Genomic DNA, 21,032 nt, shown 5'->3' with positions numbered 1-21,032 from the left:
GTGGGGCAGGGTGGGGCGGAATCGTTGTGTAAGCGCACGGCTACAAAAAATGTAGCAGACGTGCTGATGAGGTAAACCTGTCAGAAATGACAGTCCCGATCCGCCGCGCCGATCGAGACTGTCCGTCCGATGCGGTATCCGCTATCTCAGGAGAGCTGCATGGGCAGCACAATGCCGTCCGGCAGCGCCACGCCGTACTCCATCAGCGCATTGTTGAATTGGTCGTTCGCTTTTGCCGCCGGTTCTTTTTGCCACACCCCATCTCCAGCTTTCAGTGCGCTTGCCATTGCGTCCGCTTGATGCGGGGTCAACGTATTGAGCCACCTGACCATGGCAGCTTGCTCCGTATCGCCACCCGTGACCTTGACGTTTTCCGGTGTGAAGTAATCCTGGGTCAGGAAACCGCCGGCAGTAGGTGGCTTGCCGTCGAACGATGTCGCATGCTTTGCCAGTTGCGTCGCGATGTCCGGATGAACGCCCATGGCCTCGAGCAATTGCTTATCGTTTTCATCGTGCTCGTGTGAGGTTGCATACGCTTTGGCGCTCGTCCCGATCAGTGCGCCTGCGGCCACGAGGCCACCGCCGACCCAATCCAAAGCGGCGAGGGCGCTCTCGCTGAAAAGGGCTGAGCCGATGGGTACTTCGGCTGCATCGATACCCGATCCCGTCAGGAACGTCGCGTAGCCCGCCGTGTTGAGCACATTGCCTACCCCTTCCCAGGTTTTGCCGTCGCTGAATTCCTGCGCAGCTTCAGTGGCGCCTAGAATCGCCGAAGCGAAATCCGACGTGTCCTGCATAGCGAAGTGTATCGACAGGCTGAGCGCCTTGCGTGCCCCCTCCGGAATCTTGAGCGCGTCGATGTCGACCTTGGCGCTCTCGTAGCTTTTGGCGAGCAACGTCTCGCCGGAGCCGGGACGAAGCGAGGCGAGCTTGTCGCTCGGAATGCCGGCCGATAGCGCGTACGAGATACCGCCGAGCTCCTGCCGTATGCCCGACGCGCCGTCTTGCATGAAGGTGAGCAAACCGCCTTGCGTCGCTTCGCCCAACGTATATGCGGCGTTCTGAAAGTAGAGCACCGCACCCACGCTCTTGTTGATGCGCTTCCACCACCCTTGCGCAAGCTTTACGCCCTTCGGGCTCATCACGCTTTTGTCGCCGTCCGCACCGAGATCGCCGATCAGCTTCTTGCCGATCTGTTCATAGACTTTGCGCACCGAGCGTTGCAGCCAGAGCGTGTTGGTCGGATCGCTCGATGCATCGTCCGCGAAGCCCGCCTTTTTCGACAGATTCGCCATGGGCTCCGCCATACCCGCCAAGGCCTTCGTTACACTCGGCGTGTTCGCGAACCCCCATCTATACAGCCCGCCCCTGCCGGGCTGCGGCACATCGGTGTCGAAGCCGACGACGCCCTTCAGCGAGCCGCTGTAGGCCGAGACCGCTGCGTTCACGCCTTCCACTTTTTCCTTTAGCGGCGCGATCTTGTTTAAGTCGGTCCCATATGTTTTCGCGTTGTCCGGATTGTCCGCGAGCAGCGTTTTGACCAACGCCGCTTGCTGCTCCGGCGAGCTATTGGCGCCCCAATCTGCCATGGGAACGCTGACGAATGCGCTGTCCTTATTGGCTTGATCGTCGAGTGTCTTTACCTGCGACGAGAGGATGTCGAGTCCTTGCCGCACGCCGTCGATGGTCGCGCTGGCATAGACCGGATTCTGGTAAAGGCGCGCTTGCGTGCCGACGGCAAACGCAAGCGCCACGTTACCCTGGCCCGCCGCTGCCGAGGATACGCGTGCAAGCGCAAGCGCAGCATTGCCCTGGTTCTGGGCTTCGTCGAATACGAGCTGCGTAAAGGGAACGTTCGCCGGCTGCAACCTGTTTGCCTGTCCGACGATATAGGTTGCGATGCGGTCGACGGCGGCCCGGCCCGGCCCGCTTTTCCCGTGATCGCTTTCGAGCGCATGCTGGCAGGCTTGCGAGAGGTCAAGCATCGCTTCGTTGGAATTGAGGAAGTTGTCCTCACCCTTCCAATCCGACATATCGCCGATCGCTTGCTTGATCACATCCTGCACGCGCGAATCGGACATGATTTGCCCGACTTGTCCCATGGTGGCCGTTTGCGAATCGGTCACTTTGTTCAACGCCTGCATCATGGCAACGGCGCCATGCTTGTGATAGGCATCGACGACAGTCTGTACCGGCGCATCGACGAGCACCTTTCTTTGGGCATCCTGAATGCCGTTACGCATGGCAGTCGCGAAGGCTGGATCGCCGCCCGCATAGGTCAGATAGACGCTCGCGCGCGCGGTGATATCGCCGAGCGCCGTCGCACCCTGATCGGTGCCGGCGCACGCCACCGCCTGATCGCTCACGAGTGCGCGTACCTGGCCCCAGTTGCCCGCGGCGGCCGCCGACATGATCTTGCCCAGTTCGTTGCTCGTGCGACCGTTCGGAGCGAGTTTCCGGGTTTGATAGAGGCTCGCCGCATCGTCGATGGCATCGTTGAACGCTTTATCCTGCGGTGCGCGCGCTTTGATCGAGGCGGTCAATTGCTGCAGATCGGGCACGGCCTGCGGCGTGGCAGCGTAATCGAGCTCTTGGTAAATCGTCCCTATGAGGTTCGATTTCAATTCATCCAATTGCGTTTTCGGGGCATTGGCCGGGGCGCTCTCGAGACTTTGCAATTGTGTGCGCTCCTGCTCGAGATAGCCCAGGCGCTTCGAATTCAATGCGGTGATCGTTTGCCCGATCGGAAGCGTTCGGGCCGCATCCGCCGGATTGGCCGCCCGTGTGCCGAAGGCCTTGGGATCGAGCGCCGAAGTGGCTGCGAAGCTGGCGTCCAGGAACGATGTCGTGTCCGCGAACCCGAGGCTTCCGGCTGCCTGGCTGCGTTGTAGAACGTCGTAGGGCGAATCGCCAGGGCCGAGGATGAACTGCGCGATCCCGGTCTCCCCTTGACCGGGCTTGAACACCCCGACAGCCCCGCTCGAGCGTGGGTCGCTCGAGGGCAGTGCGAGCGGAACCTGCGGGAGCGGGGGCTGTGCAGGCGGTATCTCGGGCAGTGGCAAGCCGCTCTGCCAAAGCGCCCGGGACTTCGAGCCGTTCGTCGAATCGACTACGACGTCGCCGTTCGCCTCCACCGTGAGGTACGCGCCCGAGTGGCCGTTCGTGCCTGAACTCCAGACATCGTTCTTGCCGTTGACGCACAGCGTGTCGGGGTCGGTCTTGTACAGAACGAAATTCCCGTCCTTTTGCATGATCGCGACGGTCGCGCCCGACTTCGCCGTATTGGTTGACCACGCAGTCACGTGCGTCGTCAGGTCGTACTCGACGAGATTGCCATCGGCCTGCATTCGCAATTCGTAACGGCCATCGGCGGAGCGGATACTTTCGCCGGCCCGCAGCTTCTGGCCGGGCTGGAGTTCAATGGGCGGAGCAGGCGATGCCGGAGCCGAAGGATGCGGGGCGGTGGGAGCAGTCGATGCGGGCACCTGGGACGGTGCATCACCAATCGGAAAGGTCATGTTCGCACGATCGAAGTTCGATGAACGAACAGACTCGCATTCGATGATTACGCTGTTATGTCATAAGAAGCGCGTTAATTCGACGAATAGACGAACTTTAGTAGGATATTCGGCCGGTAATCGCTGGGCAATGGATCGTTTGGCGGCAGCGACAGGAGCGGACCCGGCCGGTGTTATCGCGCCTTCGAAAATCAGGCCTTCGCCATGGCCGCGAGCTGCGTACTCAGATAATCGATGAACAGACGCGCCCGTAACGGCTGATAGCGGCGGGGCGGATACAGCACGAATAGCTCATGCGGGGACGCGCGCCACGCCGGCAACACGCGCTGCAATCGCCCATTCGCGAGCAAATCGGAGACGAGCCAATCGGGGGCCAATCCGACGCCCACGCCGGCGAGCAGGCTCTCCCTTATCGCCAGCGAATTGTTGATGCGATAGCGCGCCCGCGTGAGGACGCTCGTTTGCCGTCCGTCGCGATGTTCGAGCGTAAGCGTGTCGCCTTGTGCGAGCCAGGCGAAACGCAAGTACGCATGTTTCGCGAGATCGTCGGGACGACGAATCTTCGGATGGGTTTGCAGATACTTCGGCGACGCGACGACCGTGCGCTCGTACACGGCAATGCGGCGTGCGACGACATCCTGGGGTGGCTCGCCCCCGATGCGCAGTGCCACGTCCACGCCCTCGACGGTGAGATCGACGAAGCGATCGTTTAGCGTGACGTCGACTTCGATGTCGGGATATCGCTCCATGAACGAGAGCACGAGAACGTTCAAATGCAGGACGCCGAAGCTGACCGGCGCGGCGACGCGCAGGCGGCCCTCGGGCCGTTCGATCAGTCCGCGGACATCGGCTTTCGCCTCGTCATACGCCTCGACCATCTGCCGCGCGCGCACATAGAAGCGCTCCCCCTGTTCCGTGCAAGAGAGCGTGGTGGTGGTGCGCGTCAGCAGGCGCGCACCCATTTCGGCTTCCAGGCCCGCGACGATTTTGCTGATCGTCGGCTGCGTGGTGTCGAATTCGCGCGCGACGGCCGACAAGCTGCCAAGCTCGACCGCGCGCACGAACACGCGCATCGCTCTGATCGTATTCATGCTCATGCAGAAATGGAATGGGTGACATGCAATTGTCTCGTCTTCAAAGGCAAATGTGAATGCCCTAGTCTGACACCTCCCGCCAATAGAACCATTCATGAACCGATGAGGACCGAGATCGTGCAAACAAAGAACGCTTCCAAGACCGCCTCCAAGACCACTTCGGGCCAATCTTTACGTGGCGCCGCGCACGCACTCGTGACGAGCGTCGTCGTCGCCGGTGCTGCCGGTGCCGCCGGGCCTGCGCATGCCGCCTGGATCGATACGTGGAGCGCGAGCCCGCAACCTGTATGGGCCGACGGCGCGTTGCCGCTGACCACGCAGATCCCGGCGACGTTGTGTGATAGCACCGTGAGGCAGGTCGTGCGCGTCAGTGTCGGCGGTGCGCGCATTCGCGTCGCGCTGTCGAACGAATACGGCAAGACGCCGCTCGAGATTGATGGTTTGCACGTTGCCAGGCTGGCAGGCACGTCTTCGGACATCGATCCGTCGACCGATCGCGCGGTGACGTTTGGTGGTGGCGTGACGACGGTCGTTCCGCCTGGCGCACGCATCCTATCCGATGCGATCGACCTGCCCGTCGCCGCACTCGAGCGTTTCGCGGTGAGCCTCTATGTGCGTCGGTGCACGTCGCTGACCACCTTCCACTGGGACGGCCGGCAACACGCCGAGCTTGTGCCGGGCAATCATCTTGAAAGCGCACGGATCGCCGCGCCCTCTCAGCTCGATGCGCGGCTGTTCCTGACTGAAGTGCTTGTCGATGCGCCCGCCGCGACGCGCACGGTCGTCGCCTTCGGCGATTCGATCACGGACGGCCGCGGCGCGACGATCGACACCGACCGGCGCTGGACAGACTATCTCGCGAAACGCCTTGCCGGAAACGACATCGCCGTTTTGAACGCCGGCATTTCAGGCGCGCGCTTGCTGCGCGACGGGATGGGCGTGAACGGGCTGGCCCGCTTCGATCGCGATGTTCTGGCGCGCCCGAATGTCAAGGCGGTCGTCATGTTGCTGGGCGTGAACGACATCGGCTGGGCTGGCTCCAGTTTCGCACCGCACGATGCGCCCACGACCGCGCGGGCCGTCATCGACGGGTATCGGCAACTCATCGAACGCGCCCACGTGCGTGGGGTGCGCGTGATCGGCGGCACGATCGTACCGTTCGAGGGCGCGTTGGACGGCTCGCCGATTCAGGGCTACTACAGCGCCGACAAGGACAAGGTCCGCCGGGAGGTCAACGCGTGGATTCGCGCCAGCGGCCAATTCGATGCGGTGGCGGACTTCGACGCAGCCTTGCGCGACCCGCAGCATCCGGCACGCCTGCTGGCGGCGTTCGACTCGGGCGACCATCTCCATCCAAACGATGCGGGCGACGAAATGATGGCCTCGGTGCTGACGGCGGCCATGTTGTTCGGGACCGGGACGACGGCGCATCGATGATCGGATGACTGCGCCGTCCGGGCGCAGCGTCAAGCCTGCCTGCCTGCTCGCGCGCGCAAGCCGTGCCCGGCGTTTACGCTTTTTTTACACGCGCCGCCTCACTCTTGTCGTGGCCTTTACGCGATCTCCTCTACGCTCCCGGGTGTCCTGATCGCTACGGGAGAACACCAAAAATGGACTTCATCTACCTCGTCGGCATAGCCATCCTTTTGGGGCTGTGCGTGGCGCTGACCGCAGGTTGCGACAAGCTGCGCAACCGTGGACCGGGAGGCCGGCCGTGACTGCCTGGATGATGTGGCTCGCGGGCGCTTCGACGCTGCTACTGCTGGCGTATCTCATCTATGCGCTGTTGCGCGCGGAGGATCTCGAGTGAACGCCAATAACCTTTTTCAAACTGCACTGTTTATCGTTGTACTGATCGCGCTGGCGATTCCCGTCGGCCGGTACATGACAGCCGTGTTGGACGGTTCGTCCGTGCTCGTGCGCAGGATCGGCAAGCCGATCGAGCAATTCCTGTACAAAGTTGCGGGCGTCGATGCGAACGCCGAGATGTCATGGAAGCACTACGCGCTCGCCGTGCTGCTCTTCAATGCGCTCGGTGCGCTCGCGGTGTACGGCTTCCTGCGTTTGCAACAATGGCTGCCGGCCAATCCGCAGGCCTTCGGCCCGATGACGCCCGATGCGGCCTTCAATACGGCCGTGAGCTTCGTGACGAACACGAACTGGCAGGACTACACGCCTGAGGCGACCGTCAGCTACCTGACGCAGATGGCCGGCCTGACCGTGCAGAATTTCTTGTCGGCTGCGACGGGGATTGCCGTCGTCATCGCATTGATTCGCGGTTTCGCGCGTCATACGGTGCAGACGATCGGCAACTTCTGGGTCGATCTCACGCGCATCACGCTGTATATCCTGGCGCCGCTGGCGACGATCATTGCGTTGATCTTCATCAGCCAAGGCGTGATTCAGAACTTCAAGTCGTATCAGGACGTACCGACGCTGCAGGTCACCACGTATCAAGCGCCGAAGAACGACGCGCAAGGCAATCCGATCAAGGACGCGCAGGGCAATCCGGTCATGCAGGACGTCAAGGCCGATAAACAGACGATTGCGATGGGGCCTGCCGCCTCGCAAGAAGCGATCAAGATGCTCGGCACGAACGGCGGGGGATTCTTCAACGCGAACTCGGCGCATCCGTATGAGAACCCGACGCCGCTGTCGAACTTCGTGCAGGTCTTGTCCATCCTGATCATTCCCGCAGGGCTATGCGTCGTATTCGGTCGAATGGTCGGCGACCGACGGCAGGGATACGCAGTGCTCGCGGCGATGACGATAGCGTTCGCCGTGGCGTGCTGGGGCGAGATTTCCGCCGAGCAGGCCGGCAATCCGCTGTTCGCCTCTCTGCATGTCGATCAACGCGCGTCGGCGCTGCAGCCGGGCGGTAACGCCGAAGGCAAGGAAGTGCGCTTCGGCATCGCGCAGACAGGCATCTTCACGGTGGCGACGACGGCAGCGTCGTGCGGCGCGGTCGATGCAATGCATGATTCGCTGACGCCGCTGGGCGGCTTCGTTCCGCTGTTGTTGATTCAGCTCGGCGAGGTGATTTTCGGCGGCGTCGGTTCCGGCCTCTACGGCATGCTCGTCTTTGCGCTGTTGGCCGTGTTCGTCGCGGGCTTGATGATCGGCCGCACGCCCGAGTATGTCGGCAAGAAGATCGAGTCGTACGAGATGAAGATGGTGTCGATCGCGATCTTGCTGACGCCGTTTCTCGTGCTCGTGGGCGCGTCGATTGCCGTGCTCTCGCCGCTTGGCACAGCCGGTATCGCGAACCCGGGGCCGCACGGTTTCTCCGAGATTCTCTATGCGTTCAGCTCGGCCGCGAACAACAACGGGAGCGCGTTCGCGGGGCTCACCGTGAATACGCCGTTCTACAACACGCTGCTTGCCATCGCGATGTGGCTTGGCCGCTTCGGCACGATCGTTCCGGTGCTCGCCATCGCAGGCTCGCTCGCCAACAAGAAGCGCCTTGCCGTGACGTCCGGCACGCTGCCGACGCACGGGCTGCTGTTCGTCGTGTTGCTGCTCGGCACGCTCGTGCTCGTGGGTGCGCTCACGTATGTGCCGGCGTTGGCGCTCGGTCCCATTGTCGAACATCTCTCGATGATCTCGGGTCATTGATTTCGAGGAAAGCATGACTACTGTCACTGAACCGCCTGTCCATCGTCCCGACAATCTCGGGCAGGCCCGTACCGCTGTACGGTCGATGTTCGATCCGGCCCTCGCAAAGCCGGCGATCGTCGACGCATTCAGGAAGCTCGGGCCGCGTACGCAATTGCGCAACCCGGTGATGTTTTGCGTCTACGTCGGCAGCATTCTGACGACGGTGCTGTGCATCGCGGCGTTCGCCGGCCAAGCCGAAGCCCCCACCGGTTTCATCCTGGCGGTAGCGCTTTGGCTCTGGTTCACGGTGCTATTTGCGAACTTCGCCGAGGCGCTTGCCGAAGGGCGATCGAAAGCGCAAGCGGCATCGCTTCGCAGTGCCAAACATAATGTGGTGGCGAAAAAGCTCAATGAGCCGCATCCGAAATCGCCGATTCTCATCGTCGCGTCCACCGATCTGCGTAAGGGCGATGTGGTGTTGATCGAGGCAGGCGACACGATTCCTGCCGATGGCGAAGTCATCGATGGCGTCGCCTCGGTCGACGAGTCTGCCATTACCGGCGAATCTGCGCCCGTGATCCGCGAATCGGGCGGCGATTTTTCGTCGGTCACGGGCGGCACGCGCGTATTGTCGGATTGGATCGTCGTGCGCGTCAGCGTCAATCCCGGCGAGGCCTTTCTCGATCGCATGATTGCGATGGTCGAAGGCGCAAAGCGCCAGAAGACGCCCAACGAAATCGCGCTGACGATTCTGCTCGTCGCATTGACGCTCGTGTTGCTGTTTGCGACGGCCACGCTGCTGCCGTTCTCGATCTTCTCGGTGGCGGCTGCGAAGGCCGGCCACGTGGTGACGATTACGGCGCTGGTGGCGTTGCTCGTCTGCCTGATTCCGACGACGATCGGCGGCCTGCTGTCGGCCATCGGCGTGGCCGGGATGAGCCGCATGATGCAGGCCAACGTGATCGCCACCTCGGGTCGAGCGGTCGAAGCGGCCGGCGATGTCGACGTCCTGCTGCTCGACAAGACGGGCACGATCACGCTCGGCAATCGGCAAGCCTCGTCGTTCATCGCTGCTCCAGGCGTCTCGGAGGAGGCGCTGGCGGACGCAGCGCAGTTGTCGTCGCTGGCGGATGAAACGCCGGAGGGACGCAGCATCGTCATTCTGGCCAAGCAGCGCTTCAACATTCGCGAGCGCGACATGGCTGCGCTGCATGCCGACTTCCTCGGATTTACGGCGCAAACCCGCATGAGCGGCGTGGACTTGCCCAATCGCGAGATTCGCAAGGGGGCGGCCGACGCCGTGAAGAAGTACGTGCAAGAGAACGGCGGCCGCTATCCGCAGGAAGTGCAAACGGCCGTCGACGATGTGGCGCGACGCGGCAGCACGCCGCTCGTCGTCGCCGAAAAAGCGGGCGTCCACGGCGAAGCCGGCCAGGCGCGCGTGCTCGGTGTGATCGAACTGAAGGACATCGTCAAGGGCGGCATCAGGGAGCGTTTCGCCGAGCTGCGCAAGATGGGCATCAAGACGGTCATGATCACGGGCGACAACCGCTTGACGGCCGCCGCGATCGCCGCCGAGGCAGGGGTCGACGACTTCCTCGCCGAGGCGACGCCTGAAGCGAAGTTGAAGATGATCCGCTCGCATCAGGCCGAAGGGCGTCTCGTCGCGATGACGGGCGATGGCACCAACGATGCGCCGGCGCTCGCGCAAGCCGACGTGGCCGTCGCGATGAACACGGGCACGCAGGCGGCGAAAGAGGCGGGCAACATGGTCGACCTCGATTCGAACCCGACCAAGCTCATCGAAATCGTGGAAATCGGCAAGCAGATGTTGATGACGCGCGGTTCGCTGACGACGTTCTCGATCGCCAACGACGTCGCAAAGTACTTTGCCATCATCCCGGCGGCGTTTGCGACGACATACCCGCAGTTGCGCGTGCTCGACGTCATGCATCTGACTTCGCCTGCGTCCGCGATTCTGTCGGCGGTGATTTTCAATGCGCTGATTATCGTGTTCCTGATCCCGCTCGCGTTGAAGGGCGTGAGGTACCGGGCCCTCGGCGCGGCATCGCTGCTGCGTCGCAATCTGCTGATCTATGGGCTCGGCGGACTCTTGCTTCCGTTTCCGTTCATCAAGCTCATCGATATGCTGATCACCGCGATGGGTTGGGCTTGACGATCTGTGCGTGTGACGAATTGACGATTCGAGCAGGCGAACAGGAACGAGAAGCTGAGCGGGCCCGACCTTCGATGCGCACGGCAGTGCAGTCGGATCAACGGGCCCTCCGAGAAACATCAATGGTTTTCATCGAGGCATCATGAAGAATATGCTGAGACCCGTGCTGGTGCTGTTTGCCGCGTTGACGGTGATCACGGGCATCGTCTATCCGGTCGTCGTGACGGCGATCGGGCAGGCTGTCTTTCCGCATCAAGCGAACGGCAGCCTGATCGAGAAGGACGGCAAGCCCGTGGGCTCGGAGTTGATCGGGCAGCAATTCGATGCGCCCGGCTACTTCTGGGGGCGTTTGTCGGCCACCACGCCGAATCCGTACAATGCGCAGAGTTCGGGCGGCTCGAACCTCGGACCGACGAACCCGGCGCTTGCGGACGAGATCAAGGGGCGGTTAAATGCACTGCATCACGAAGATCCGACCAACACGGCACCTGTGCCGGTCGATCTCGTGACGTCGTCAGGCAGCGGCCTCGATCCTGAGATTTCGCCCGCGGCCGCGGCCTACCAGGCGGCGCGCGTGGCGAAGGCGAGAGGTCTGACGCACGAGCAGGTCGATGCGCTGGTTGCACAGCATACGTCGGGGCGGCAACTGGGCGTGCTGGGCGAGGCGCGGGTGAACGTGCTCAAGTTGAACCTCGCGCTCGATCAACTGAAGCCGCTGCATTGAGCGATCCGCGATCGGCCCGGTGCGAGCAAGGACTTTTTCGATAGTGCCGCAAGCGCATCGGTCATGGTGAATACAAGTGATGGAAAGACCCGATCCCGACGCGCTCCTCGATAAGATCCACCGCGAGGAGGAAAAGCGCCTGCGCGGCCGGCTCAAGATATTTTTCGGCGCATCGGCCGGCGTCGGCAAGACGTTCGCGATGCTGCAGGCCGCGCGGCGCCGGTGGGAAGAGGGCGTCGACGTCGTCGTCGGCATCGTCGAGACGCACGGCCGCAAGGAAACGCTTGCGCTACTCGAAGGCCTCGAAGCAATTGCGCCGGCCGCGATCGAGTATCGCGGGCGGCAACTCGCCGAATTCGATCTTGATGCGGCGCTCGCGCGTAAGCCCGGGCTGATTCTGGTCGACGAGCTCGCGCATTCGAACGTTCAAGGCTCGCGCCATCTGAAGCGTTGGCAGGACGTGCATGAGTTGCTCGATGCGGGCATCGATGTCTACACGACCGTCAACGTCCAGCACTTGGAGAGCTTGAACGATGTCGTCGGGCAAATCACGGGCATCCGTGTGTGGGAGACCGTGCCCGATCGCGTGTTCGATCTGGCCGACGAAGTGACGCTCGTCGATCTGCCGGCGGAGGAACTGCTCGACCGTTTGCGCGAAGGCAAGGTGTACCTGCCGCATCAAGCGGAAAACGCTGTCCGTAACTTCTTTCGCAAGGGCAACCTGATCGCCCTGCGCGAACTGGCATTGCGCCGCACGGCCGATCGCGTCGACGCCCAAATGCGCGAGTATCGCGCCGATCAATCGATCGAGCGGATCTGGCAGGCCCGCGAGCGGATCATCGTCTGCGTGGGTGCAGGGCCCGAGAGCACGACGCTCGTGCGTGCAGCCGCCAGGCTCGCCGCGAGCCTCAAGGCCGATTGGCTCGCGGTGTATGTCGAGACGCCCAAGCTGCAGCGCCTGCCCGACGCCATTCGCAAACGCACGCTCGACGCATTGAAGCTGGCGTCCGAACTCGGCGCGGAGACGGTGACGCTGCAAGGCGAGGAGGCCACGCAGACGCTGATCGCCTACGCGCGCATGCGCAACGTCTCGAAGCTCGTCGTCGGGGCGACCCCGGCCTTCCGTTGGCGTAGATGGCTTCAGCGTTCTACCGGCGAGCGCCTGATTCGCGCGGCCCGCGACATCGATGTCACGCTCGTCAGTTCGGGCACGGTGCGAGAGACGGCCGAACGCGGGGAAGCCGTGGCGCGTTTCGCCGGCATCGGCGGTGCGGGCGGGCGCTCATCCGCTACTTCGTACTCCTATGCATTCGGTATTTGTGCGGCGATCACGATCGTTGCGAGTTTGTTCGTCGATCACATCTCGCTGACGAATCTCGTCATGCTGTACCTGCTGGGCACGATCTTCTCGGCCGCGAAGTTGGGGCGCGGGCCCGGCGTGATGTTTTCCTTCCTCGGCGTCGGCGCGTTCGATTTCTTCTTCGTGCCGCCGCGCATGTCGTTCACGGTTTCCGATACGCAATACCTGCTGACGTTCGCCGTCATGCTCGTCACCTCGTTGACGATCAGCAACCTGACGGCGAGCCTGCGCCGGCAAGCGCGCATTGCGACATTGCGCGAGCGACGCACCGGGGCCATGTTCGAAATGGCGCGCGCGCTCGGGGCGGCCCTGACGACGGCAAGCATCATCGAAGTGGGCACACGTCATGTAGCGGAAGTGTTTCAGGCGCGCGTAGCGATCTTGCTGCCCGATAGCGCGGAAAAAGTGAGGCAGAAGGTCGAGAACCCCGACGAGGCGCTGACGCTCGACGCGTCCGCCGTGGACCTCGATATCGCGCAGTGGGTATACGACCAGCAGAAATGCGCCGGTCGCGGCACCGAGACGCTGCCGGCCGCTGCTGCACTCTATCTTCCGTTGAAGGCACCGATGCGCACGCGCGGCGTCATCGCGATCGTGTCGCCGCGCATGGAGGAACTCGAGATCCCCGAGCAGCGCCGCATGATCGACACGTTCGCCGCGCAGATCGCGCTTGCGCTCGAACGCGTCCACTACGTCGAGATTGCGCAGGATGCGCTCGTCAGCATGGAGTCGGAACGGCTGCGCAACTCGTTGCTGTCGGCGATTTCGCACGACTTGCGCACGCCGCTGACGTCGATCGTCGGATTCGCCTCGATGCTGGCGGAAGGGCCCGGCGCCGACGTGAGCAGCGGGCCGCGAGCCCATGAATTGGCCGAAGCGATCCATGACGAAGCGTTGCGCATGACGGGTCTCGTCACCAACCTGCTCGATATGGCGCGGCTGCAGGAAGGCAGCATGAAACTGAACCGTCAGTGGTCGTCGATCGAAGAGGTCGTCGGCTCGGCGTTGTCGGCGTGCCGTCGGGTGCTGGCCGGCCGCGCAATCGAAATACGTGTGCCACACGATTTACCGCTCGTGCAACTCGATGCCGTGCTCGTCGAACGCCTGTTCGCGAACCTGCTCGAGAACGCGTCGAAGTACACGCCGGCCGGCTCGCCCATCACGCTTGCCGCAATGGCGGTCGAAACGGGTGCGTCGCGTTCCCTCCGAGTCGAAGTGCAGGACAACGGTCCCGGGTTGCCGGTCGGCATGGAGTCGCGTTTGTTCGAGAAATTCACGCGCGGGGAGAAGGAATCGGCGAAGCCCGGCGTCGGTCTCGGCTTGGCGATTTGTCGGGCGATAGTCGAAGCGCACGGCGGCGACATCGGCGCGTACAACCGGTTCGGCGCCGACGGCGCGGTGACCGGCGCGACGTTCTGGTTTACGTTGCCCGCGAACGAGACGCCGACGATCGAGGCCGAGGCCATCGAGGATGTCGAGACAGGCGATGCGCCCGCAGGCAAAATCGACGTGACGACGCCCGGGCCCGGAGCCCACACGTCGCCGTCGACGCCGACGCCGCCTCAGCCGACGAAGAGGGTTTAAGCATGACCGAATCCGCGATCACCGTCCTGCTCATCGAAGACGACAAACCCATCCGCCGTCTCGTCCAGGTATCGCTCGAAGCGGAAAGCATTCGCTTTCTGGAGTCCGATACAGGGCGCAAAGGCCTGTCGCTCGCAGCGAGCGCGCGGCCCGATCTCATCATCATCGATCTTGGATTGCCCGATATGGACGGCGCCGATGTCATTCGCCAATTGCGCGATTGGTCGTCGGTGCCGGTCATCGTGTTGTCGGCGCGCACGCGCGAAGAGGAAAAGGTGGCGGCGCTCGACGCAGGCGCCGACGATTATCTGACGAAGCCGTTCGGCGTGCCCGAACTGCTCGCGCGCATTCGTGCGCAATTGCGCAGGCGCAATCGCTCCGCGTCGGACCCATCATCGAAGCTGCAGTTCGGCGCCATTGAAATCGACTTCGAAATGCGCACCGTGCGGCGCGAGGGACAGCCTGTGCATTTGACGCCGATCGAATACCGTCTGCTCACTTCGCTGGCGCGCCACGCCGGCCGCGTGCTGACGCATCGTCAGCTGCTGCACGAAGTGTGGGGGCCTTCGCGCGTCGAAAGCCCGCACTATCTGCGGATCTATATGGGGCATTTGCGGCAGAAGCTCGAACGCGATCCGGCCCAGCCCGAGCACATCATGACCGAGACCGGCGTGGGCTACCGGCTCGTGGGCGTGTTATGAATCTTCTTCGAGACCATCGGCTTCTCGACGCTCCCGGCGCTCCTCGTTTGCGCGCCGCGCCCGCAGGCGTTGGCGCGACAGCACGGCGATGACTTCGCTCGTGCTGGCGCCAGCCGGTACTTCATTGCGGATGACGTTGGGCACCATCGGCAGGCCCAGGCGTTGCCGGCGCAGCGCACGAGCGATCGCCGTGCGGCATTCCTGCCCGTGGCATTCCCATTCGTCACGGATTTTTCCGCAATAACGGCACTTGTCCATGGCGGCCATTTTACCGACATTCGCCGGAGCGCTAAGCCGACGGAACGTCGGCCCGGCTCGCCTCACCGTTCGTGGCGATATTTCGGCACCACGAATCGGCGTGCTGTTCGCTATTGTCTGGCGTCGTCGACCGGGGCGGCTTTCGCTTCGCTGAGCGATTTATCGAGCGTCTCGCGGTCGGCTTTCGTCGTGCCCGCCTTGTTGGCAAGTTCCAGATAGGCATGGGCGATACGGCGCAGGTCTTCTTCCGATGCATCTTCGATGCCGATCAATTGGTTATTGGCACTGCGATAAGCCGCGATCAGTTCATTGAGCTTCAAGTGGATCGCGACACTGTCTTTGTTCTGGCTTTGCTGAATCAGGAACACCATGAGGAACGTGACGATCGTCGTGCCCGTATTGATGATCAGTTGCCATGCGTCGGAATATCGAAACAGGGGGCCGGACAGTCCCCAGACGACGATGATGAGCACCGAGGTGCCGAAGGCAATGGGCGAGCCGGCCCAGCGCGTGGCGGCGCTCGCAAAGCCGTCGAATGCACGCGTGATCGGGCGGCGGCTCGCGTATGCGGGGCTGGTGGAGTCCGGTACGGTGTCCAGGGGCGAGGTGGATGTCGAAGGGTCGTTGTCATGGGGCATGATCGTGGCGCTCCTTTCCTCCGGATACGTCGCTCGTAGCAAGCATATTGCTTGTGCCGATAGCGTGAGCAACGTGCATGCCCGGCATCGCTTGTTCGCACTCCTAACCTTTGACTGTGCGTTTTCGTGGGCGCGGATTGGGCGCAAGTGAGGCGGCATCGTTCATGGCCAGCCCGCAGGCGTGCCGGATGCGCTCCTTCATCCATTCGACGGCGCTTTCGCCGTCGCTATCGCGCCGCCACAGCAGTTGGACGGGGTAGCGCCCGAGTTCGAGCGGCGCGGCGCAAGCGCTCAAACGCGACATCCCGGCCAGGGCGGCTGCCGCGTGGGACGGCAGCGTGACGACGGCGCGCGCATTCGTCAGGAACGCCGGCACCGCCGAAAAATGCGTCAAGGCAGCATAGACATGGCGCGTGCGCTTCATGGCATGCAACGCGGTATCGACGATGCCCGTTCGCCCTGAAAAAGACACGAGAAGGTGCGGCAGAGCGAGGTAATCGTCGAGCGAAAGGGGCAGCGGCAAACGGACGGCTCGTTTGTCGATCACGCACGCGTAACCGCTTTGGCCGATCTGTTCCTGTGCGATCCATGCGCTCTTGACCGCCCCCGAGACGACAGCCAGTTCAATCTCGCGGTCGTTCAGCATGCTCTCGACAGTATGACGATTCGTTTGGCGAAACGCGATCGAGATGCCGGCGCCCGCGTGGCGTACGAGCCGCGTCAGATGCGGCCCCAGCGCCAGCTCGAAATCGTCGGACATTCCCACCGAAAAGCGGCGCGTCGCAGTCGACGGATCGAATGCGTGCTGCTGCGTCAGCACTTCCCACAGATCGGCCACGCTTTCCTCGAGCCGTTCGGCCATCGCGGCGGCGCGCGCAGTGGGCGCCATGCCGTCGCGCACCCGCACGAAGAGGGCATCGCCGCACGCTTCGCGCAACCGTGCCAACGCGGCACTCGTTGCCGCCTGGCTCAACGCGAGACGTGCGGCCGCTTTCGTCACGCTGCGCTCCTGCCAGATGGCGACAAATACAACGGCCAGGTTCAAATCGAGCCGCTTGATATCGAGCACGTTGATTTTGGTCATCGACTAAATTTGTTGGATAGATTTAGCGAAGGATAGCAAACTGCCACTATCGCTTTATCTTCAAGGGAAATCGCAATGACGACGCATCGGATGGGCGTGGCGGATCTCGCGCTGTCGGACATACAGGCAGCCGCGGACCATCTCGCCCGCGTGCTCGCTCCTTCGCCGCTCATCGATGTGAGCGGCTGGCACACGGCAGCCGGCGCGCCCATCTCCGTCAAGGCCGAATGCCTGATGCCGACCGGCTCGTTCAAGATTCGCGGCGCAACCTGGTGCATGGCGACATTGACGCCTGCCGAGCGCGCCCGAGGCGTCGTCGCGTACTCGACGGGCAACCACGCTCAAGCCGTAGCCAAGGCTGCCGCCGATGCGGGCGTCGCGGCGACGATCGTGATGTCGCCCGAGGTGCCGAAGGCCAAGATCGATGTAACCGAAGGATGGGGGGCGCGGGTCGTGATGGCTGAGCGTTCATCGCATGCGCGGCGCGCGTTGGCGGAGCGCCTGGCTCATACGCACGGGTACACGCTGATCGCGCCGTACGACGACAGGCGTGTGATGGCCGGTCAAGCGTCGATCGGCATCGAACTGCTGAAGCAATGCGGCGCGCAGCCGCCAGCCGCCGTGTTCGTTCCCGTCGGCGGCGGTGGGCTCATCGCAGGCGTGGCGGCGGCCATCAAGCAATTGGCGCCGTCGGTCGCCGTCATCGGTGTGGAACCCGCGCTCGAGGACGATGCAAGACAATCGCTTCGCGCCGGAAGGCTCGTTTCGATGGAAGCGCCGAGTGCGAGCATTGCCGACGCGATCAAGGTTCAATGCCTCGGCGATCTGACGTTCCCGCTGATTCGGCGATATGTCGACGATATCGTGACGGTGCAAGAGGGTCAGATCGCGGCGGCGAGCCTGCGCTACTTCAACGAGGCAAGGCTCGTGGTCGAACCCGGCGGCGCTTGCGCGCTCGCCGCAGCGTTCGAAAGCCGGTTGGCTTCGCTGCCCGGCGCACGGGTGGTGGTGCTGGCGTGCGGCGGCAACATCACGGTCGAGCGGCTCGCCGGCTTCGCCTCGCTCGGCGGCACGTGCGGCACGTGCGGCACACGCGGCGCGAACCGGCCCTAAATCAATTCGAGCTTCGACGTGAGGTACGTCAGCTCGGTGCGATTCGCGACGCCGAAGCGTTTGCGCAGCTTGCGCAGGTGATAGTCGACGTTGTGAGCGCTGGTGTCCAGGCGCCGCCCGATTTCCTTGTCGGAAGAGCCTTCGGCAATGCCCCTCAGCAACTCGCGCTCGAACTGCGTCAGGCCGTTCGACGTGTTATCCCTCGCGGCGCTCGTCAATTGTTGCGATGCAATCGAATGGACCGACATGCCGATCGACAGCGCCTGCTCGAGCGTGGTCGAGGTAATCCAATCGCGGGTGCGATGCTGGCCCGTGAAGCTCATGAACGCGTGCAGCCGGGTACCCGGGATCGACATCGCGAACATGAGGCCGCTGCGCATGCCGTCGTCGCGCATCGTTCGGATAAAGCCGTCCAATCCTTCTTGAGCGTCATCGCTTTGCAGCGCGCCAGATGGTTGTGCGCGCAACTGTTGCAAATCCCAAATCAGCGGTAATCTTCCGCTGCGCGCCGCATGCGTGCGCGGATCGACTTCGTGATACCGCTCGCGCACGTATTCGCCGCGGTAGGTGCCGGGCGTGAACGCTTCGTGCAAAAACAGCCGTTCGACCCGCTCGCGCACGATTTCGAGCCCGAAGTAAGCAAAGGTGGAAAAACCGATCAGGTGCAACAGCCCGTTCACTATGCGGCTTCGCTCGGCGGCATTCTGCGCTGCGGCCAAGGCGGCGGCGATCCCCAAGCGCGGCGTATGACGCGCCGTTGCACAGAGCTGGCGTGGGTCGTTGCACCAGACGACCTCGATCGGCCGGGAGCGCGGCGCCGCCGCCGGGTCGGAACCACAAGTACGCGAGAGTGGCGCAAGCGCCGACTCATCCTGGCGCAATGCAGGGTGATGCATCGAGAGCCTCCGATCGGGATTCATGCTGCCGCACCATGCGTTGTTTGATGTAACCGTGTTGGCGCGCGTAACATCGCGTAATAATAAACGTAAAAAAAACGATACCGGCAGGCGAGGTTCTCTACTCATGACAATTGATGACGAATTTCCAACGCTTGTATGGTTCTCGCAGGCGGACGCGTTTGCGTATCTGCGCCAGGTGGATCCGGGCTTCGACGCCGAACGGCACGAATCGGAGCTGCGCGAATGCCGCCAGCGCTTGCAACAAGAGGGCTTTTCGACGTTTTCTTATTTGGCGCTCGAAACGATTGGCAGGCGCATCTTGCGCGCCTACGTCATGCGAGAGATGGGAAATGTTGCATTTACGACGGCTTATTTGAAGAATCGGCTTTATGAAACCGATCCCCGGCTTGCAACCTTGCGGGAAAGCGGTTTGCCGGTCACGTGGAATCTTGATCAGTTGGAGACGGGGCCGAACGTGAATGAGCCGCGTGTGCGCAACCTTTTATCGAGCTTGCGCGCACATGGAATGCTCTGCGGCCTCATCCTCGGATTGCCGGCGCCGCGGGCTGAATTGCGCGTTGCCGTCGGGCTGACGTCGCAAGCGGGCGATACCCACTGGATCGACGATCGCGTGATGGGGGGCGTGCTCGCGATAAGCCTGACCATCAGCCGGCTCATGCAGCCTTACATCGACGACCGTGCCCGGCAGGCGCGTGTCATTGAATTGACACAAGAGCAAGCGGCCGTCCTCGAGCGGCTCGTGATGGGATTGTCGGATCATGAAATTGCCGCGGAAATCTCGGCGTCGCTGCACCGCGTCACCCACCACGTGAAGACCCTGCAGAAATTGTTCAACGTCGAAAATCGTGCGCAGCTCGCTTATTTTGCAGCCCGGTGGGGATGGCGCAAGGCGTAAAGCGTAAAGCGCGCGAGTGCGCACCCTCGTCGTGCGGCCGGGAAATTGGGAGTGCGTGGCGTAAAGAGCCAAGAAACATCGCGGATCGAATGGGTTAAAGAGTTTCATTGCGCGATGAATTGGGGATCCGTTTTCGACGTTGATTTTCGATGCGCGATCGATTGAGCGCTGGTCCTTGTCTGGTCGACTGCCGAACCGTGGCTCGTTCGGATGTCTTGGTTCAACTGAATCGAGCGCCGGACTGTGGTTCGAACCGGCTGTTACCTGGGGTTCGTAACTGCGCGGATCCGGCGCATCTGTAGAACTACGAATTTGCGCCGCAGCTCGTAACGGGCGCTCCGAGCACGCGGCCTGCGATGTACGCGAGCTGCACGCGATTGGTTGCGTGGTAAAGCTTCTTCAGTTGGCGCAGGTAATAATCGACATTGTGATGCGAGGTGCCAAGACGCTCGGCGATGTCCTTGTCGTTCATGCCGAGCGTGACGAGCTCGAGAATCGAGCGTTGAATGTCGCTCAATTCCGTGCAGTAGGTGGCACGCTGAAGTCGCGGCGCGCGCGACGTGAGAAATTCGTGCAAGCCCACCGCGAGCGCGTAGGCATGTCCGATCGCCATGTCGGGCAAACGAGCCTTGGACGTTTGCGAACTGGAGAACATCACGATGCACGTGTCGAGCGCATCGGGTGTGCCGAGCCCGAACGAAACGCCCGAGAGCATACCTGCCTCGCGGGCGGCCGTCGTCAGGCGCGTAGCGCGCGCCGTCGCGGCCGGGCTCTGCGTGGACGGTGCAGCCGCGGAGGCGCCGGACGAAGTGCCGGCGCCCGGCTGTGACGCATTCGTAGCGATCGACGATAGGTCCCAGAGCATCGGCCATTCGTGCCGGCACGAATAGGCAAGGCGCGCATCGATTTCGTAAAAGCGCTCGCGCAGATAGCGCTGGGCCCAGCCGGCCGGCGAGAACGCGTTGAAGTAGATAAGCCGATTGATCGTGTCGCCGATGCGCGAGACGCGCATGTAGCACAGCGAATCGAAGCCGGCCGCGCGCAGTGTCGGACGCAGCAGCGCGTGCCGCTCCTGTGCGTTGCCGGCTTTCGCCAGGTCGTGTGCGATACCGGCGAGACGCTGCCCGTCGGGTGCGTCCGAGTCGAGGGAAACCTCGGCAGCGCTATCGAGATCGACGTCGCCGAAGACCTGGAAGTTCGAAACATCGGTATCCGTATCGCTCATGCCATACTGACTCATATTTCTTGCTCCGGGGAAGGCGCGCCCCCGCACGCCAAAGAGTGAGGTCACAGTATCCCAGCGGCGGCAGCTTTCGTGCGAAGCATGATCCAGTAGTCGCCCTATGGTTTTCTTCGCTTCAACCGTGTAT

At 62.8% G+C, this 21,032-nt stretch carries 16 protein-coding genes; 9 read left to right on the top strand and 7 right to left on the bottom strand.

Annotation, left to right across the window (positions count from 1 at the left end):
* Nucleotides 1-146: 146 nt before the first annotated feature.
* Both C0Z19_RS22765 and C0Z19_RS22760 read right to left on the bottom strand, forming a co-directional pair.
* Nucleotides 147-3,518, bottom strand: a complete 3,372-nt coding sequence (locus tag C0Z19_RS22765) for a hypothetical protein (RefSeq protein WP_102612101.1) — start codon at nucleotides 3,516-3,518, stop codon at nucleotides 147-149.
* 191 nt (nucleotides 3,519-3,709) lie between these two features.
* The gene (locus C0Z19_RS22760; RefSeq protein WP_102612109.1) at nucleotides 3,710-4,609 is read right to left on the bottom strand and encodes a LysR family transcriptional regulator; all 900 of its coding nucleotides are present in this window, start codon (nucleotides 4,607-4,609) and stop codon (nucleotides 3,710-3,712) included.
* 120 nt (nucleotides 4,610-4,729) lie between these two features.
* Between C0Z19_RS22760 and C0Z19_RS22755 the strand changes: the two genes are divergently transcribed.
* From C0Z19_RS22755 to C0Z19_RS22725, 7 genes are all read left to right on the top strand, one after another.
* On the top strand, nucleotides 4,730-6,049 hold the full coding sequence (locus C0Z19_RS22755; protein WP_233196246.1) for an SGNH/GDSL hydrolase family protein: 1,320 nt from the start codon (nucleotides 4,730-4,732) through the stop codon (nucleotides 6,047-6,049).
* Between the two features lie 289 nt (nucleotides 6,050-6,338).
* Complete coding sequence (locus C0Z19_RS22750) at nucleotides 6,339-6,422, top strand: potassium-transporting ATPase subunit F (RefSeq protein ID WP_102612099.1); 84 nt, start codon at nucleotides 6,339-6,341, stop codon at nucleotides 6,420-6,422.
* Nucleotides 6,419-8,227 (top strand): potassium-transporting ATPase subunit KdpA, encoded by a 1,809-nt coding sequence (kdpA, locus tag C0Z19_RS22745; RefSeq protein WP_102612098.1) that lies wholly within the window; start codon nucleotides 6,419-6,421, stop codon nucleotides 8,225-8,227. The genes C0Z19_RS22750 and kdpA overlap by 4 nt, the downstream gene beginning before the upstream one ends.
* Before the next feature lie 13 nt (nucleotides 8,228-8,240).
* On the top strand, nucleotides 8,241-10,385 hold the full coding sequence (gene kdpB, locus C0Z19_RS22740) for a potassium-transporting ATPase subunit KdpB (protein WP_102612097.1): 2,145 nt from the start codon (nucleotides 8,241-8,243) through the stop codon (nucleotides 10,383-10,385).
* A 142-nt stretch (nucleotides 10,386-10,527) separates the two neighbouring features.
* Entirely contained in the window at nucleotides 10,528-11,109 is a 582-nt protein-coding gene (gene kdpC, locus C0Z19_RS22735) for a potassium-transporting ATPase subunit KdpC (protein ID WP_102612096.1), read from the top strand.
* 79 nt (nucleotides 11,110-11,188) lie between these two features.
* Nucleotides 11,189-14,053, top strand: coding sequence for a DUF4118 domain-containing protein (locus tag C0Z19_RS22730; protein WP_102612095.1), 2,865 nt, complete (start codon nucleotides 11,189-11,191; stop codon nucleotides 14,051-14,053).
* A 2-nt stretch (nucleotides 14,054-14,055) separates the two neighbouring features.
* Nucleotides 14,056-14,754, top strand: coding sequence for a response regulator (locus tag C0Z19_RS22725; protein ID WP_102612094.1), 699 nt, complete (start codon nucleotides 14,056-14,058; stop codon nucleotides 14,752-14,754).
* Here the strand turns inward: C0Z19_RS22725 and C0Z19_RS22720 are convergent.
* From C0Z19_RS22720 to C0Z19_RS22710, 3 genes are all read right to left on the bottom strand, one after another.
* Nucleotides 14,749-15,012, bottom strand: coding sequence for a hypothetical protein (locus C0Z19_RS22720; RefSeq protein ID WP_102612108.1), 264 nt, complete (start codon nucleotides 15,010-15,012; stop codon nucleotides 14,749-14,751). The genes C0Z19_RS22725 and C0Z19_RS22720 overlap by 6 nt on opposite strands.
* A gap of 110 nt (nucleotides 15,013-15,122) precedes the next feature.
* Nucleotides 15,123-15,650 (bottom strand): low affinity iron permease family protein, encoded by a 528-nt coding sequence (locus tag C0Z19_RS22715; RefSeq protein ID WP_102612093.1) that lies wholly within the window; start codon nucleotides 15,648-15,650, stop codon nucleotides 15,123-15,125.
* Between the two features lie 103 nt (nucleotides 15,651-15,753).
* Nucleotides 15,754-16,734 (bottom strand): LysR family transcriptional regulator, encoded by a 981-nt coding sequence (locus C0Z19_RS22710; protein WP_102612092.1) that lies wholly within the window; start codon nucleotides 16,732-16,734, stop codon nucleotides 15,754-15,756.
* 75 nt (nucleotides 16,735-16,809) lie between these two features.
* Between C0Z19_RS22710 and C0Z19_RS22705 the strand changes: the two genes are divergently transcribed.
* Nucleotides 16,810-17,847, top strand: coding sequence for a threonine ammonia-lyase (locus C0Z19_RS22705; RefSeq protein WP_102612091.1), 1,038 nt, complete (start codon nucleotides 16,810-16,812; stop codon nucleotides 17,845-17,847).
* On the opposite strand, the gene C0Z19_RS22700 is transcribed toward C0Z19_RS22705, so the two are convergent.
* Nucleotides 17,844-18,767, bottom strand: coding sequence for a helix-turn-helix transcriptional regulator (locus C0Z19_RS22700; RefSeq protein WP_233196245.1), 924 nt, complete (start codon nucleotides 18,765-18,767; stop codon nucleotides 17,844-17,846). The two genes, C0Z19_RS22705 and C0Z19_RS22700, sit on opposite strands and share 4 nt — an antisense overlap.
* Before the next feature lie 103 nt (nucleotides 18,768-18,870).
* Here C0Z19_RS22700 and C0Z19_RS22695 point away from each other — a divergent pair, with 103 nt between their 5' ends.
* The gene (locus tag C0Z19_RS22695; RefSeq protein WP_102612090.1) at nucleotides 18,871-19,662 is read left to right on the top strand and encodes a helix-turn-helix transcriptional regulator; all 792 of its coding nucleotides are present in this window, start codon (nucleotides 18,871-18,873) and stop codon (nucleotides 19,660-19,662) included.
* Between the two features lie 304 nt (nucleotides 19,663-19,966).
* Here C0Z19_RS22695 and C0Z19_RS22690 read toward each other — a convergent pair whose 3' ends face one another.
* Entirely contained in the window at nucleotides 19,967-20,902 is a 936-nt protein-coding gene (locus tag C0Z19_RS22690; protein WP_102612089.1) for a helix-turn-helix transcriptional regulator, read from the bottom strand.
* Nucleotides 20,903-21,032: the final 130 nt, after the last annotated feature.

Origin of the sequence: Trinickia soli (assembly GCF_002879855.1) — a bacterium.
Classification (GTDB): Bacteria; Pseudomonadota; Gammaproteobacteria; order Burkholderiales; family Burkholderiaceae; genus Trinickia; species Trinickia soli.
The sequence above is the reverse complement of the archived record's forward strand: the minus strand, read 5'-3'. Positions and strand labels throughout refer to the sequence as shown.